At 64.3% G+C, this 16,224-nt stretch carries 14 protein-coding genes; 4 read left to right on the forward strand and 10 right to left on the reverse strand.

Annotation, left to right across the window (positions count from 1 at the left end):
• Positions 1 to 88: 88 nt before the first annotated feature.
• On the reverse strand, positions 89 to 2,410 hold the full coding sequence (locus EN869_RS02905) for a PAS domain-containing sensor histidine kinase (RefSeq protein ID WP_127228566.1): 2,322 nt from the start codon (positions 2,408 to 2,410) through the stop codon (positions 89 to 91).
• Between the two features lie 320 nt (positions 2,411 to 2,730).
• Positions 2,731 to 5,376 carry an aminopeptidase N gene (gene pepN / locus EN869_RS02910; protein ID WP_127228565.1) on the reverse strand — a complete coding sequence of 882 codons (2,646 nt, stop codon included), beginning with the start codon at positions 5,374 to 5,376 and terminating at the stop codon, positions 2,731 to 2,733.
• Positions 5,377 to 5,530: 154 nt separating this feature from the next.
• On the opposite strand from pepN, the gene EN869_RS02915 reads away from it, so the two are divergent.
• On the forward strand, positions 5,531 to 6,478 hold the full coding sequence (locus EN869_RS02915) for a DMT family transporter (protein WP_127228564.1): 948 nt from the start codon (positions 5,531 to 5,533) through the stop codon (positions 6,476 to 6,478).
• 4 nt (positions 6,479 to 6,482) lie between these two features.
• Positions 6,483 to 6,926: a hypothetical protein gene (locus tag EN869_RS02920; protein ID WP_127228563.1), complete on the forward strand. Its 444-nt coding sequence runs from the start codon at positions 6,483 to 6,485 to the stop codon at positions 6,924 to 6,926.
• Here EN869_RS02920 and EN869_RS02925 read toward each other — a convergent pair.
• From EN869_RS02925 to EN869_RS02935, 3 genes are all read right to left on the reverse strand, one after another.
• Entirely contained in the window at positions 6,923 to 7,741 is an 819-nt protein-coding gene (locus EN869_RS02925; RefSeq protein ID WP_127228562.1) for a helix-turn-helix transcriptional regulator, read from the reverse strand. The genes EN869_RS02920 and EN869_RS02925 overlap by 4 nt on opposite strands.
• 159 nt (positions 7,742 to 7,900) lie before the next feature.
• On the reverse strand, positions 7,901 to 8,869 hold the full coding sequence (locus EN869_RS02930; protein ID WP_127228561.1) for a uracil-DNA glycosylase: 969 nt from the start codon (positions 8,867 to 8,869) through the stop codon (positions 7,901 to 7,903).
• A gap of 46 nt (positions 8,870 to 8,915) precedes the next feature.
• Positions 8,916 to 9,572, reverse strand: coding sequence for a hypothetical protein (locus tag EN869_RS02935; protein WP_127228560.1), 657 nt, complete (start codon positions 9,570 to 9,572; stop codon positions 8,916 to 8,918).
• A 251-nt stretch (positions 9,573 to 9,823) separates the two neighbouring features.
• Here EN869_RS02935 and EN869_RS02940 point away from each other — a divergent pair, with 251 nt between their 5' ends.
• Together EN869_RS02940 and EN869_RS02945 are read left to right on the forward strand one after the other, a co-directional pair.
• Positions 9,824 to 11,503 (forward strand): electron transfer flavoprotein-ubiquinone oxidoreductase, encoded by a 1,680-nt coding sequence (locus EN869_RS02940; protein ID WP_127228559.1) that lies wholly within the window; start codon positions 9,824 to 9,826, stop codon positions 11,501 to 11,503.
• 187 nt (positions 11,504 to 11,690) lie between these two features.
• Complete coding sequence (locus EN869_RS02945; RefSeq protein WP_127228558.1) at positions 11,691 to 12,281, forward strand: DUF922 domain-containing protein; 591 nt, start codon at positions 11,691 to 11,693, stop codon at positions 12,279 to 12,281.
• A 56-nt stretch (positions 12,282 to 12,337) separates the two neighbouring features.
• Here the strand turns inward: EN869_RS02945 and EN869_RS02950 are convergent, their stop codons facing one another.
• The 5 genes from EN869_RS02950 to EN869_RS02965 form a co-directional block, all read right to left on the reverse strand.
• Positions 12,338 to 13,342, reverse strand: a complete 1,005-nt coding sequence (locus EN869_RS02950; RefSeq protein ID WP_167506992.1) for an endonuclease/exonuclease/phosphatase family protein — start codon at positions 13,340 to 13,342, stop codon at positions 12,338 to 12,340.
• 128 nt (positions 13,343 to 13,470) lie between these two features.
• On the reverse strand, positions 13,471 to 14,928 hold the full coding sequence (locus EN869_RS02955) for an AMP nucleosidase (protein WP_245489539.1): 1,458 nt from the start codon (positions 14,926 to 14,928) through the stop codon (positions 13,471 to 13,473).
• A 169-nt stretch (positions 14,929 to 15,097) separates the two neighbouring features.
• Complete coding sequence (locus EN869_RS02960) at positions 15,098 to 15,301, reverse strand: hypothetical protein (RefSeq protein ID WP_127228555.1); 204 nt, start codon at positions 15,299 to 15,301, stop codon at positions 15,098 to 15,100.
• Positions 15,302 to 15,366: 65 nt separating this feature from the next.
• Positions 15,367 to 15,501: a hypothetical protein gene (locus EN869_RS35450; protein ID WP_281015727.1), complete on the reverse strand. Its 135-nt coding sequence runs from the start codon at positions 15,499 to 15,501 to the stop codon at positions 15,367 to 15,369.
• A gap of 197 nt (positions 15,502 to 15,698) precedes the next feature.
• Complete coding sequence (locus EN869_RS02965; RefSeq protein WP_127228554.1) at positions 15,699 to 16,040, reverse strand: DUF2147 domain-containing protein; 342 nt, start codon at positions 16,038 to 16,040, stop codon at positions 15,699 to 15,701.
• Positions 16,041 to 16,224 lie beyond the last annotated feature (184 nt).

A 16,224-nucleotide genomic window follows, 5' to 3' on the forward strand; every position in this document is an offset into this window, starting at 1 on the left:
AATCGCAATATTAGCAATTCTGCGATAGAACCCGGGAGCGGACGTTTTCTCCTGGTTTGGGCAGTACAGCGGGCGAAACCGGTCTAGCCTAAGCCGCCGCCTTCACCGCAGGTGGCGCTTTCTTCAGCGGAATGCGCACCGAAACGATGGTGCCGACGCCTTCGGTCGAGCGGATCTTCAGCGCGCCGCCCTGCAGCTCGGCCAGCGAGCGCGAAATAGCGAGCCCGAGGCCCGAGCCGGTGTGGTTTTTCGAGAACTGGTTCTGCACCTGCTCGAACGGCCGGCCGAGCTTGCTCAGCGCCTGCTTGGGGATGCCGCAGCCATTGTCCTCGATGGTGAGGAGCAGAGCGCCGGAGGTGTTGCGCGCCCGGACCGTGATCTTGCCGCCCTGTCCGGTGAACTTCACCGCGTTGGAGAGCAGGTTGATGGCGATCTGCTTTATGGCGCGGCGGTCGGCATAGAGCCGCATCGTATCGGCAATGCGCGTCTCGACATTGATCGACTTTTCCGCCGCCTGCAGCGAGATCACCCGCACCGTTTCCTTGATCAGCGGGCAGAGGTCGATCTCCTCGCGGTCGAGCGAGAACTGGCCGGCTTCGATCTTCGACATGTCGAGAATGTCGTTGATGACGCCGAGCAGGTATTTGCCGCTGCCGTTGATGTCGGTTGCGTATTCTTCGTAGCGCTCTGAGCCGAGCGGTCCGAACAGGGCCTGCTGCATCAGCTCGGAGAAGCCGATGATGGCGTTGAGCGGCGTGCGCAATTCATGCGACATGTTGGCGAGAAACTCCGATTTGGCGCGATTGGCCGCCTCGGCGCGTTCGGTTTCCTTCATGTATTTGCGGTTGAGCTCGACCAGTTCGCTGGATCGTTCCTCCTCGGCGCGGCGGGCGAGGCTGAGATCGTGGATCGTCGCCATCAGCCGGCGCTCGCTGTCGACCAGCTTCTCCTGGTGCAGCTTGATCTGGGTGATGTCGGAGCCGACCGAGACGATGCCGCCGTCCCGGGTTCTGAGCTCATTGACCTGCAGCCATCGGCCGTCGGCAAGCTGGCGCTCCAGAGTAACGCCGCCATGCGGTCCATTGGCGTTGGCGAGCCTGCGCTCTGAGGCGAAGGCCAGCATCCGCTCCTCGAGCGCGTCGCGGCCGACGCCGGGCACGACGTCGCGGTCCGACAGTCCGTTGTCCTTCTGGAATTTCGAATTGCACATGATCAGCCGTTCGGCGGCGTCCCACAGCACGAAGGATTCGTTGATGTTCTCGATCGCGGTCCTGAGCCGCATGTCGGCCGCTTCCGAACGCAGCGCCAGATGCCGCTGCTCGGTGACGTCCACGGCGATGCCGATCAACTGGATCTCGGGTGCTTCCGGGTCGATCACTTGGGCGCGAGCGCGCATCCACACCCATTGTCCGTCGGCGTGGCGCATGCGGAACACCTGGTCGATATGGTCGATCTCGCGTTCGACGATGCGGTTGGCGAGCTCGAACAGGTCGCCGTCATCGGGATGGATGATCTCGTCGACTTCACCGAAGGAGAGCATTGAATCGCAGGGCTCGTAGCCAAGCATGTCGTACATCGAGCGCGACCAGTACATCTTGCCGCGCACCATGTCCCAGTCCCACAGGCCGCAGCGGCCGCGCACCAGCGCCATGTCGATGCGCTGATGCGCCTCGAGGTAGATGCGGTCCGCAGCCTGGGCGCGCGCCGCCTGGCCGAAATAGGCGTAAAGGATGACGATCAGCACGCCCGCCGTCAGCACGAACAGCGTGACGTTCAGCGACATCGACTTGCGCCAGCTGTCGAACACCGCTTCCTGCGGCACCAGCACGGCGGCTGCATGTTTGCGGTCGCCTGTAAGGCTGACGGCGGCAAACCAGTCCTGCCCCGCGATGCTGACATCCATCACGCCGGCGCGGTCGCCGAACATGAACAGCGGCTGGCCGCCGAGCACAAGACTGTCGAGCGTGCGGCCCTGCCAGCCTGTCGACAGCGGCGAGACGGCGATGACCTTGAAGGCGCCGTCGGTGATGGCCAGCACATGGGCGCGGCTCATGGCGCCCTGGCGGCTGGTGCTTTCGAGAAGGCTTATGGCGTTGGCGCCGGCCGCATTCGGGTCCGCGGTGACGGCCTGCGCCATCTGGCCGGCGGCCAGCGCCAGAACCGCCTTGGCGTCGCGCTCGATCTCGTCATGCTCGTTCATCAGCGACAGGAAGCGCAGCGCGGCGATGACGATGAGGAAAATCACGATCAGCGCCGGGATCGACCGGCGCAGCAGCGGCTCGGCGGCCAGGAGCCGCTGATAAGTAGGTTCGGCGATCAGGCGCGTGTTGCCGGCAAGTCCATCGCTCCTTGCCTTGCGACGCGCAAAAGCCTTCCCTCCGGGCGCGCCCCACGCGTCCGCCTTGGCCATAAATGGCACTCCCCGATCTGCCGTATACTGGATGATCCGGATACGCCGCACGCCCGAATCGCCATTAAAGAATCAAAGCCGATTCGCCTTGTCCAGAGGCGCGGGCGAAAAAGATTAAAAGTTGATTGAAATTGAGCTGATCTCCCCCCTCGTGGGGGAGATGGCCGGCAGGCCAGAGGGGGGCGCTGTCTCGCCAACCTCTCAATCGTCCATTGCCCAGCCTCGTCAGATTCGAACGTGGGTCACCGGCAGGCGTCGCGTTCCTTCGCGCCCCCCTCTGCCTTGCCGGGCATCTCCCCCACAAGGGGGGAGATCGCTAATCAAGCCAGCGTCCGCTCCACGATATCGCGCAGATCCGCCGACAGGTTCTCGGCCCTCGCCATGTCGAGCAGCGCCTGCTTGGCCTTGCCCTGCCGTCCGGGCTCCAGCGAGCGCCAGGACCTGAGCGCCGTCGCCAGACGCGCCGCCACTTGCGGGTTGCGCTTCTCGACCTCCAGCACCGTCTCGGCGAACAGGCGATAGCCTTCGCCGTCGGCGCGGTGGAAGCCGGTCTGGTTGGCGCTGGAGAAGGTGCCGATCAGCGAACGCACGCGGTTTGGATTGGCGATCGAGAAGGCGGGGTGGCGCATGAGGTCGCGCACCTTGTCGACAGTCCGCGCGCCGGGCACGCCGGCCTGGATCTGGAACCATTTGTCGAGCACCAACGCGTCGCCGCGATAGCGCGCCTCGAAGGCCGCCAGCGCGTCCTTGGCTTCGGCGGTGCCGGCATGGCGATGCGCCAACACGGTGAGCGCGGCGGCGCGGTCGGTCATGTTGGTGGCGGCATTGAAGTGTCCTGCGGCCAGCGTCGCGCCTTCCGGCAGCAGCGAAAGATAGTCGAGCAAGGTGTTGCGCAGCGCCCTGCGTCCAGCGCTTGCCGCGTCCGGTGTGAACGGACCAGCGTCGGCAAGGCTGTCATAGAGCGCTGCGAAGACATCACGGTTTGCCTCGGCGACCGTCCGCGCCAGCGCCTCGCGCGCGGCAAAGATGGCGTCGGGGTCGATCCCCTTGCCGATGTCGCGGGCGATGTCGGCTTCGCCGGGCAGCGCCAGCGCCAGCGCCCGGTAGGCCGGCTCCAGCGTCTCGTCGCCGGCGATCCTGCCGGCAAGCTCGGCCAGCCGTGCCGCGAAGGCCGGCTGCCTGCCGCCGAGCACCTGGCGGAAGGCGGCGATCAGCGCGTCGGTCAGCAGCGTGTTGAACGCCTGCCAGCGCGAGAAGGCGTCGCTGTCATGCGCCGCGAGGAAGAACTGGTCGTCCGCCTTCTGCTGCACCGAAAGCGTGATCGGCGCCGAGAAGCCGCGGTTGAGCGAGACCGAAGGCCGCTCGGCGACGCCGGTGAAGCGCACCGTGTGCCGGCGCTTGCGGATATGGATGACGCCGTCATCCACCGTGGCGCCCTCGACGGCGTCCCAGGCGACAGGCCTGCCGTCGGCGCCGACAAGTCCGAACGCAAGGGGAATATGCATCAGCCGCTTGCGGCTTTCCGACGGCGTCGGCGGCACCGACTGCTCGATCTCCAGCGTGAACTCCTTGGCCGCCGCATTATGCGCGGAACTCACCGTCAGGTTCGGCGTGCCGGCCTGATGATACCAGAGCGCGAATTGCGCGAGGTCGCGGCCCGAGACATCCTCGAACACTTTCAGGAAATCCTCGATCGTCGCGGCCTCGCCGTCATGCCGCTCGAAATAGAGATCCATGCCGGCGCGGAACGTTTCCGGCCCGAGGATGGTGCGGATCATGCGCACCACTTCCGAGCCCTTCTCATAAACGGTCGCCGTGTAGAAATTGTTGATCTCGCGGTAGCGGCGCGGCCTGACCGGATGCGCCAGCGGTCCCTGATCCTCCGGGAACTGGTGCGCGCGCAGCGTGCGCACTTCGGCGATGCGCTTCACCGCCCGCGAGCGCTGGTCGGCGGAGAATTCGTGGTCGCGGTAAACCGTCAGCCCTTCCTTCAGGCAGAGCTGGAACCAGTCGCGGCAAGTGATTCTGTTGCCGGTCCAATTGTGGAAATACTCATGCGCGATGATCGCCTCGATATTGGCGAAATCGGCATCCGTCGCGGTCTCCTCGTCGGCCAGCACGTATTTGTCGTTGAAGACGTTGAGGCCCTTGTTCTCCATCGCCCCCATGTTGAAGTCCGATACCGCGACGATGTTGAAGACGTCGAGGTCGTATTCGCGGCCGAAAGCTTCCTCGTCCCATTTCATCGAGCGCTTCAGCGCGTCCATCGCGTAGCCGGCGAGCCGCTCCTTGCCCGGCTCGACATAGATGCCGAGCTCGACCTCGCGGCCGGACATCGTGGTGAAGCTGTCGGCCACCTTGCCCAGCGCGCCCGCCACCAGCGCGAAGAGATAGGAGGGTTTGGGGAAGGGGTCGTGCCAGACCGCATAATGGCGGCCGTTGGCGAGCGCACCACGCTCGACAGGATTGCCGTTTGAGAGCAGCAGCGGCGCCTCGTTGTGCGGGGCTTCGATGCGCACCGTGTAGACCGACAGGATATCGGGACGGTCGAGGAAATAGGTGATGCGGCGAAAGCCCTCGGCCTCGCATTGCGTGCAATAGACGTTGCTGGAGCGATAGAGGCCCATCAGCGCTTCGTTGCGCGAAGGCGCGATCTCCGTCTCCAGGCGAAGCTCGAAGCGCTGTGCGGCCGGCGGCTTCAGGATCGTCAGCCGGTCCGGCGTCGCCTCATACTCGCCGGCCGTGAGCGTATGCCCGTCGATGGCAATGCCAAGCAGCGTCAGCCCGTCGCCGTCGAGCACCAGCGGCGCCCCGGCGGCAACGCCCTCGCGCCGCTCGATCGTGAGCAGCGCGGTGACATGGGTTGCGTCCGGCGACAGGCGGAAGTCGAGGCTGGTCCTCGGGATGAGATAGTCGCTGGGGCGATAGTCTTCGAGCCTGAAGACATGGCCGGTATCGGTGCGCATTCCTTGGGCTTTTCCTGTCGATTTCGGACGGCCAGCGGGGCTTGCTGGTCCAAGAATTTTGGGGTGCGCGCTCTTTACACGAAACCGCTACTCGACAAAACTGCACAAAGGCCTCATTTGCGGCTTCGTTTTCCAACCATCCTCACGAGGCAAGATGACCGTCGATCACGCCGCCGGCCACAGCACGCTGCGCGGCATTACGTTGAAGATCGTCTCGGTGGCGGTCTTCGTTGGCATGCAGACCTGTATCAAGGCGGCCGGCGGCGTGCCCGCCGGGCAGATCGTCTTCTTCCGCTCCTTCTTCGCCATCTTCCCGATCATCGCCTTCCTGGCCTTCAAGGGAGAGTTGGCCACGGCATTCACCACGAAACGGCCGTTCAACCACATCGCGCGCGGCCTGGTCGGCGTCGGCGCCATGGGGCTCGGCTTCTTCGCGCTGACCAGGCTGCCGCTTCCCGAAGCGATCACGCTAAACTACGCCCAGCCGCTGCTGGTGGTGGTGTTCTCCTCGGTCTTCCTCGGCGAGACGATCCGCGTCTACCGCTGGAGCGCGGTCGCGGTCGGTCTGATCGGCGTGCTGATCATCTCCTGGCCGGAACTGACGTTGCTCAATTCCGACGAGGCGCTCGACGACCAGGAGCTGTTGGGCGTTATGGCGGCCTTGACCGCCGCGGCGATCTCGGCGGTCGCCATGCTTCTGGTGCGCAATCTCGTGCAGACCGAGAAGACGGCGACCATCGTGCTGTGGTTTTCCTCGACCGCGTCGGTGCTCTCGCTCCTGACGCTGCCCTTCGGCTGGCAGGCGCTGACGCCGATCCAGGCTGCCCTGCTTGTTTTCGCCGGCTTCTGCGGTGGGCTTGGCCAGATCCTGATGACCGCGGCCTATCGGCATGCCGAGGCTTCCGTCGTGGCGCCGTTCGAATACACCTCGATGATCCTCGGCGTCGTCGTCGGCTTTTTCGTCTTCGGCGACGTGACCTCGCTCAACACGCTGATCGGCGGCGTGATCGTGGTCGCCGCCGGCATCTTCATCATCTGGCGCGAGCGCCAGCTGGGTCTGGAGCGCACGCGCACCAGGACGGCCACGCCGCCGCAGGGGTGAACGAATGAATGGCGAAAAGCGTCCTTACACTCTTCACACGAACCGAGAGCTGGCGATGATGCTCGCCGGCGCTAAACCGTTGGCCGTGTTCACTCACGAGAAGGTGGACGGGTTTGAAAAAGCCGATGCGCTGGCCAACCAGGACTTCGCGCCACACGTCGCAGCCGGAACGTTCTCGGAACATGTGAGAACCACAACGATTGTCCTGCCGAGCGGTGCTGCGGTGGATATCGACTACTGGTTCTACACGCTCAAGGGCGAGGAATGGCGAGTCGAAGCTTATTGGCTGCTTATCGATTTCCTCCATCACAGGGGCTGGTGCCCGCAATTTGAGTGGTTGCAGGGGAAGCTGCTTGGGTACACCGATCAGGAGAATATCCACCATCTTTTGCGGCAATATCCGGCAGACCTGTGGGTTGCCGAGATTGGCAAATCGGCCGAGGCTTAGACACCTATAGCGTTGGCCCGCTCCTTTGCCAGCCGCACCAGCACCGTCCTTGTCTGCTCGTCGGCCGGGAAAAAGGATTCTATTGCCAGCTCCGACAGGGTGACGTCGAGCGGCGTGCCGAAGACGGTGATGGTGCTGATGAAGGAGAGCACCTGATCGCCATGCGCGAGCCTGAGCGGATGCACGATGCCGCTTGGCTCGACCGGCGCCGGGCGGCTGCTTTTCATGCCGGACGGATATGCGCGCAGCTCCTGCTCCAGTTCGATCAGGGCCGGATCGCCGGTCGCGTCATTCTGGTGCTTGAGACGCTCCAACAGATGCACGCGCCATTCCGCCAGATTGACGATGCGTGGCGCCACGCCGCCCGGATGCAGGCTGAGCCGCAGCACATTGACCGGCGGCGCGAGCAGGGACGACTCGGAAATATCGGCAAGGAACGGGGCGATCGCGGCATTGGCGGAGACGAGGTTCCAGTGCCGGTCCACCGCCAGCGCTGGGAAGGGCTCGTGGCCCTTGAGCACGGTCTCGACCGCGGCCATCGCCGGCGCAAGGGTTGCGTCGGTCAGCGACTTTTCGCTGAAGCTTGGCGCGAAACCCGCCGCGAGCAGCAGCTGGTTGCGCTGCCTGAGCGGGATCGAGAGCTGCTCGGCCAGATGCAGCACCATGTCGCGCGACGGCTGGGCGCGGCCGCTTTCGACGAAGGAAAGGTGCCGCTGAGAGATGTCGGCTTCCATCGCGAGGTCAAGCTGGCTCATGCGCCGCCGCGTGCGCCATTCGCGGATCAGGCTGCCCGCGGAGGGTTCGGACGTTGTCATGGACGGATGAGTAGGGCGGCGGGCGGCGCAATTCAATTACCTGGGAGGTTATAGCTCCCCCTTCTCCCCCTTGTGGGAGAAGGTGGATCGGCGCGAAGCGCCGAGACGGATGAGGGGTGCTCCAGCGGAGCGGGACGCTGGCATTCCCTGGAACACCCCTCATCCGTCGCCTTCGGCGACACCTTCTCCCACAAGGGGAGAAGGGGAAGTCGCCAACCCCCTCAACTTCGCCTTCACCTCGAGAAAATCCCGCCACGCAAGCTTCTTGTGCGCCGGCGTCCGCAAGAGATAAGCCGGGTGCAGCGTCGGCATCGCCGGAATCGCGATCCCTGATGCCGTCGTATGCGTCCGCCAGTTACCCCGCAGGCGCAGGATGCCTTCGGTGGTGTTGAGCAAGGTCTTGGCCGACGGTCCGCCGAGATTGACCAGCACCTTCGGGTTGACCAGCTCGATCTGCCTTTCGATGAACGGCCGGCAGATCTCGGTCTCGTGCGGCGTCGGCGTGCGGTTGCCCGGCGGCCGCCACGGGATGACGTTCGCAATATAGGCCGAGTTGCGGTCGAGGCCGATCGCGGCGAGCATGCGGTCGAGCAGCCGGCCGGAGCGGCCGACAAAGGGCAGGCCCTCCAGGTCCTCGTCGCGGCCGGGCGCCTCGCCGACCAGCATCAGGTCTGCGTTGGGGTTGCCGTCGGCGAAGACCAGGTTCTTGGCGGTGAATTTGAGATTGCAGCCGTCGAAGGCGGCCATGTGCTGGCGCAGCTCATCGAGCGTCGTCGCGCGCGCCGCAAGCTGCCGCGCCGCAACCGCCTGGGCTTCGTCGGGAACAGCGGCGGCCGCCGGCACCCGCGCCGGCGCGTCGGGAACATGGCTCGCGTCAAGGCCGGACAATGGTGCGGCTCGATCCGCTGAAGCGGGCGGTTGAATGCCGGGTCCCTTCGCCGGCTGCTCGCGAGGCTTGCTTTCAGCGACTGAGGCGGCCGGGGCACGTGGGCGTTCGACCTGTTTCGGCCTGGCCTCCGCGAAGCGGTTGATCGGCGCGTCCTCGAGCGCGTCGTCGACGCCGGCGCTGGCATAGAAGGCGAGCAGCTCGGCGATCTCGGCAGGTGTGCTGGGGGAGGCGGCAGTCATGGCGCCACCATTGTCCGCGCGGCGAGGTTTTGCAACCACGATGAGATCAGCCTGTCGGAATCCTGGGATCCTGCACGATGTAGAACGTCCAGCGCGGCGTGTAGTCGGTGACCAGGAAATCGAAGGTCACCGTCTTCAGCGGGTCGACCTTGCCGTTCTTGAAGAGCAACTGGTCGTAAGGTTCGAACTTGCGATCGAAATCGGCGAAGTTGCTCGACCAGATGTTGTCGGGCGTCTTGTTGCGCTGGTCGAAGGACAGGCCATCGCCGAACACGCTCGGCTGGTCGAGGATCTCCTGCAGCTCGAACTGGAACTCCACCCAGGGCAGCGCGCTGTTGTTGAGCACGTCGATGCGCATATACATGACGCCGTTGGCAACCTCGCCGGCCTTGCCGAAGGGCTCGATCGGCTTGGTTGCGCGAATGGTCAGCGTCACCGGCGTCGCCGTGTTGAGCTCTTCCTTGATGACCAGCGGATCTTCCTTGGTGCCGATGCCGGACACGCCGGTGATGCGGAAGCCGCCCAGCTCGTCGGAGAACGAATAGGCGCCGGTCGCCCAGACCTTCACCGGGTCGGCCCGGACTGGCGAGGTCAAAAAGGCCGGCAGGGTCAAAAAGAGGAGCGGAAGAACCGCGCGCCAGACAGCGCCGGGCGTGAAGAGTAAGCGCTTCGGTGGAAAGCCGGACGGCCCTGGACTGCGCATGGTGTGAAGTATTGCCGATAACCAAGCCGTCGAACAATTAAAAACACGCGGCCGCGGGCTGGGCCGCCAACTGATTGCCTCTGGCCTATGCTTGGCTCAAACCGTGCCATCACCCGTTTCGCATGCAAAACCGCGACTTTTTGTCGAAATCGGCGTTGTCACGTCAGCGCCGGTTTCGCGTCGCGAATTGATGCGCTATGCAGCGCGGGAGCCAGCAGAATGCGAGAACATGGCGAGCCAGTGAGGGGCCGATGAGCGAAATCGAACGCGAGAGCATGGAATTCGACGTGGTGATCGTCGGCGCGGGTCCCGCCGGCCTTGCCGCCGCGATCCGTCTGAAGCAGCTCAACCCCGAGCTCTCCGTCGTGGTGCTGGAAAAGGGCGGCGAGGTCGGCGCGCACATCCTGTCCGGCGCCGTCGTCGACCCGATCGGCATCGATCGTCTCCTGCCCGGCTGGCGCGAGGAGAGCGATCATCCGTTCAAGACGCCGGTGACGGACGATCATTTCCTGGTGCTCGGCCCGGCCGGTTCGTTCCGCCTGCCGAACTTCCTCATGCCGCCGCTGATGAACAATCACGGCAATTACATCGTCTCGCTCGGCAATGTCTGCCGCTGGCTGGCGACCAAGGCCGAGGCGCTGGGGGTCGAGATCTATCCGGGTTTCGCCGCGGTAAGCCTGGTCTACAACGACGCCGGCGCCGTCACCGGGGTCATCACCGGCGACATGGGCGTCGAGAAGGACGGCACGCATGGCCCGGCCTACGCGCCCGGCATGGCGCTGATGGGCAAATATGTGCTGATCGGCGAGGGCGCGCGCGGCTCCCTGGCCAAGCAGCTGATCGCCAAGTACCAGCTTGCCGACGGCCGCGAGCCGGGCAAGTTCGGCATCGGCCTCAAGGAACTGTGGCAGGTCAAGCCCGAGAACCATAAGCCGGGCCTCGTCCAGCATTCCTTCGGCTGGCCGCTCGACATGAAGACCGGCGGCGGCTCGTTCCTCTACCATCTCGAGGACAATCAGGTGGCGGTCGGCTTCGTCGTCCACCTGAACTACAAGAATCCCTGGCTGTCGCCCTTCGAGGAATTCCAGCGGTTCAAGACGCATCCGGCAATCAAAGGCACCTTCGAGGGCGCCAAGCGCATCGGCTACGGCGCGCGCGCCATCACCGAGGGCGGCTGGCAGTCGGTGCCGAAGCTGTCTTTCCCGGGCGGCGTGTTGATGGGCTGCGCGGCCGGCTTCGTCAACGTGCCGCGCATCAAGGGCTCGCACAATGCGGTGCTGTCGGGAATGCTGGCGGCGGAAAAAGTCGCGGACGCCATCGCGGCGGGTCGGGCCAATGATGAGCTCGCTTCCTATGAGCAAGCCTGGCGCGGCAGCGATATCGGCAAGGACCTGAAGAAGGTGCGCAACGTCAAGCCGCTGTGGTCGCGCTTCGGCACCATAGCCGGGGTCGCCATCGGCGGTCTCGACATGTGGCTGAACACGCTGTTCGTCTTCTCGCCCTTCGGCACGCTGAAGCACGGCAAGGCGGATTACGCCACGCTCGAGCCCGCGTCCAAGCATCAGAAGATCGCCTATCCGAAGCCGGATGGCGTCCTGACCTTCGACCGGCTCTCCTCGGTGTTCCTCTCGAACACCAACCATGAGGAAAACGAACCGACCCACCTGATCGTCGGCGATCTGGCGTTGCAGCAGCGCTCCGAGCACGACGTCTTCGCCGGTCCCTCGACCCGCTATTGCCCGGCCGGCGTTTATGAATGGGTGGACAAGGACGGCAACGCCGCCGCCGATCCGGCGGCCAAGGATGTGCGCTTCGTCATCAACGCGCAGAATTGCGTCCACTGCAAGACCTGCGACATCAAGGATCCGAACCAGAACATCAACTGGGTGCCGCCACAAGGCGGCGAAGGCCCGGTCTATCAAGGCATGTGAACCGCGCCTGCCAGCCGGGCCGTCTCGACCGACGACAATACCCAAAGCCGGTGAGGGGCCGGTTTACCAGGGCATGTGAGCGGCGCCGGTCAGGCCGCAAGACTTCTATAGACGTATGCGGTCCGACCAATATTGTTGAAACGGAACCGTGGCTGTGGTTCCCTCTCCGTTGATAGGGAGAAGGACAATGCGGCTGAAGGCTCTGACTTGTCTCGTAGCCGTCGGCGCATTGTGTGCGCCTGCCTCGGCCGGCAGCAGGATCCAGGTCGAGACCCGCACTTACGACGTCAGCGGCGTTTCCGGCGCGGCGCTGATCGTGGCCATCAACCGCAAGGGCCCGAAGCGCGGCTTCATGACTCATGCCATCGCCCAGACGTCCTACACCGCCAATTGGGACATGGTCGTGCTCCAGAACAACGGTTCTTGCCGGGTACGGCAGGCGAGCGGCACGATGAACCTGGTCTACACCTTTCCCCGCGTCGTTTCGCCGATGACGCCCGTGCTGAGACAGCGCTGGAGCCGGTTCTTCGCCGGCGTGCGGGCGCATGAGGAAACCCATGGCCGCATCGCCAGGCAAATGATGCGCGAAGCCGAGCGGTCGGTCGCCGGCCTCGAGATCGCCAACGACTCCTCCTGCAACAAGGCGCGAAGCGAAGCACGGCGCCGCATCGAGGCCGTCTACGCGCAATATGAGGCGAAGCAGAACGCGTTCGATGTGAGCGAGCATCGCGAAGGCGGCCATGTCGAGCATCTGGTCATGGCCTTGATCAAGCCTTGATTGGGCGATCCGTGCGCTCGGCTGCGCTTCCCCTCCGGGATGACAGCGCGGGCGTGTCAGCCGCGTGGCTCGGCAGACCAGCTATTCGCCGCCAGCGCCGATTTATGCTCGTCCTCGGGCGCGTCGGGCCGCAGCGTGAAATCGACCAAAACAGGCAGATGGTCGGAGCCGGTATCCTCCAGCCGGGCCGACGACAGGATCGTCACCCCGCCCTTGCTGAACACCTGGTCGATCGGCAGGCCGGCGTAGCGGCGCAGGAAGTCCGGCAGCTTGCGATGGATCCAGGTCGGGCCGGCTGACGGCATCATCGTCATGCCACTGAGCCGCGCCACCCGCCGCACCGCGGCACTCCACGGAACGGCGTTGCAGTCGCCGGCCATGATGGCGGTTTCGCCGAGCGCGGCCAGCGACTCCGACAGTTCACCAATCTGCCAGTACTGCTCCTTCGGCCATGGCCAGCTCAGGTGGATAGCAGCGACATTGACGGGAACGCCGTTGAAATCGATCATTGCGGTCGCCATCGCGCCGCGCGGCTCGCAACGTGGCGCGGTGCCGGCGGCGAAGGGGCGGCGCGACAGCAGCGCGACGCCGAATATGCCGTTGGGATAGTCGCACAGGATGCGATAGGGGTAGGCGCTGGCGATATAGCCAAGCTCGGTCGCCCACATCGCCGACACTTCGTCGAGCGTGATGACGTCCGGATTGGTCCGTCCGATCAGCGACAGAACCTTCTTCGGCGTCGGGTTGTTGAAGCGCAAATTCATCTGCAGCAGGCTGTAGACGATCCGGTCGGCCGGCTTCGCGACCGCCTGTTGCGTCGACAGTCTGGGCAGCGCGCTCATCGTCGTGGCGAAGCTGGCCATGGCGAACACCAGCGCCGCCACCGCCTGCAGCCGGTAGGAAGTGGCAAGCAGCGACAGCGCCAGCAACGCCGTCAGCGCGCTCAGATGCATGCGGAAATGCGAGAAGGAATCGAAGGCCGGATGCATCGCGCCGAAGAACCCGGCCAAGAGCGCGGCCGAGCATGCCATCACCGCCAGGAATGTCAGCTGAGCTATCATGCTCAAGCGCGCATCGCCCCTTGTCATCTGCTCCGACCGCCTAAGGCATCCGTTTGGACCGCTTATCGGTCAAATTGCGGCTTAGGCAAGACGACGAATTGCCTCGCGGGTCAAAAATTAGCGATCGATTACTGGAACGCCGTCTCGGAAAAACTTCTGAGCTTGCGCGAATGCAGCCGCTCCATTGGCATTTCGGCAAGCTTCTCCATCGCCCTGATGCCGATGGTGAGATGCTGCGCCACCTGCCGTTTGTAGAACTCGGTCGCCATGCCGGGTAGCTTCAATTCGCCATGCAACGGCTTGTCGGAGACGCACAGCAGCGTTCCGTAAGGCACGCGGAAGCGGAAGCCGTTGGCGGCGATAGTGGCCGATTCCATGTCGAGCGCGATGGCGCGCGACTGCGACAGGCGCTGCACCGGTCCGCGCTGGTCGCGCAGTTCCCAGTTGCGGTTGTCGATCGTGGCGACGGTGCCGGTGCGCATGATGCGCTTCAGATCGTAGCCGGAGAGGCCGGTGATTTCGGCGACCGCTTCCTGCAGCGCCACCTGGATTTCGGCCAGCGGCGGGATCGGCACCCAGACCGGCAGGTCGTCGTCCAGCACATGGTCCTCGCGCACATAGGCATGTGCCAGCACATAGTCGCCCAGCGCCTGCGTGTTGCGCAGGCCGGCGCAATGGCCGAGCATCACCCAGGCGTGCGGCCGAAGCACCGCGATATGGTCGGTGATGGTCTTGGCGTTGGACGGGCCGACGCCGATATTGACCATGGTGATGCCGCCATGGCCGGGCTTCTTCAAATGATAGGCCGGCATCTGCGGCAGGCGCTCCGGCGGCGTGCCTTCAGAGGCCGCCGCCCCGTTCCTGGTCACGACATTGCCCGGTTCGACGAACTCGACATAGCCGCTGTCGCCATTGGCCATCAGCTCGCGGGCGCGCGCCACGAACTCGTCGATATAGAACTGGTAGTTGGTGAACAGCACGAAGTTCTGGAAATGATGGGGGCTGGTTGCAGTGTAATGCGTCATGCGGTGCAGCGAATAGTCGATGCGCTGCGCGGTGAACGGGGCGAGCGGCCGCGGCTCGCCGAACGCCACCTCGAAGGTACCGTTGGCGATCTGGTCGTCGGTGCCGTCGAGATCCGGCACATCGAAAAGGTCGCGGATCGGCCGCTTGATGCGCTCGGCGGCGGCGCCGTCGACATAAGTGCCTTCCAGGAAGGCGAAATGCAGCGGGATCGGCGTCGTCGATTCCGACACCGTCACCGTCACCCCGTGATTGCGCATGATCAGCCGAAGCTGCTCGATGAGATAATTCTCGAAGAGTTGCGGCTGCGTGATGGTGGTGGCGAAATGCCCGGGCGTCGGCATATGGCCATAGGCCTGGCGCGAGTCGACCTGGCTGAATGAGGTCGTGGTGACGCCGATCTGCGGATAGAATGCCCGGTAGCGCTTGCTCTCGTCGCCGCCGGCGGCAAGGGCCGAGAAGGAGTCGCGCAGGAATTTGGTGTTGCGGTCGTAGAGCGCCTGCAGCGCCGCGACGGCCTTTTTGGCGTCGTGGAACTCCTGCTTGCCGAAGGGCTCCGGCATGACGACCGATTCGATGGCTTGGGGGTAGATTCGCTTTTCCATGGCTCAATATAGGGATTTGGAAGAGCGGTTGGGAGGGGAAAGCGGGGCCGCGAGAGCCGACAGCGTCGATTTTCTTCGGATGTGTTTAAGGCGCGCTGGCTACGAGCCATTCGCGCCGCCCGACACTCTATAGAGCTTGCCCGCGCTGCAGGCTGACCAGCAGCACAAAGCCGACGCTCCTGTTCTTATTCGCCGGCGCTTCGATCCGGTGGCCGGTGTCGGCGCGCATCATCGGCACAGCCAGCACCGGGGCGGCGAGCAGCATGAGGATGAGCGTCGCCCGCGGCAGCAGCCTCAGTATCTTCGTTGGGGTGGCAGCGATGCGGTTCATTTTGGTGGTGTCCGGTTTTCAACGTGGTCGATTTTCAACTTTGTCGTTTTAGCGCGTCACTTGGTTCACGGAGCCGAGAACCCAGCCACGGGCCGTTCCCACAAGCGGACCGAGTGGCCGCCCTCGGCCACCAGGATGGCGAAGAACATGCCGAACAGGCTCATCAGCAAACAGACGATGGTGAAGCGACGGGCAAGCATTTCTCTCTCCTTCAATGCGGGAGAAAATGCCGGAATGCCTCTGAACCGGTTCTGAGACCGGCATTCATCTGCGGTTCAAATTGATTGACGGGCTCTTGAAGAGTTGCCGGCGGGCCTGGACCTGGTCAGGCAGAGCGCGGCCGCTGCAAAAGAAACGGGGCCGCTTGGGCCCCGTTTGGACGATCTGGGATTGGTGATCAGAGCTTGTGCCAGGTCTGGCTCTTGCAGATCAGGCCGCCGAGCACACAGCCGCTCATCTTCAGCGAGGTGCCCGAGAGCGTCGCCTTGCCGGAATAGGTCTTGTCGTTCGCCGGGTCGGTGATGCTGCCGGCATATTTGTTGTCACCAGTCGCCTTCAGCGAACCGATCGTCTTGCCGGCATATTTGCCGGTCGTGAGTGTGATGGAGAAGGAGCCACTGCCGCCGATCGCCGCGGTGTCGCCGGCTTGTGTCTTCCAGTTGCCTTCGATCGGGTCTGCCAGCGCAGCGCCGGCCATGATCATGGTGGCCGCGAGGGCCAGGCTCATCTTTCGAAACATCTTGTCCTCCTCTCAATAGGCATGCGGCGGGCTCCGGTCCGCCTTCCAGTCCCTTACGCAAAGGTAAAGCTAGTCCAGCTACCGCCAAAACAAAAGCGGTGCCGCGGCGGAAGGCTGTAAGGATTTTCGCCGCGCGGATGGCGGAAAATAAACGCGGCGCGAAAAACGCTTCGGTTTCCGTGGT

The sequence above is a fragment of the Mesorhizobium sp. M2D.F.Ca.ET.226.01.1.1 genome, assembly GCF_004022705.2.
Classification (GTDB): domain Bacteria; phylum Pseudomonadota; class Alphaproteobacteria; order Rhizobiales; family Rhizobiaceae; genus Mesorhizobium.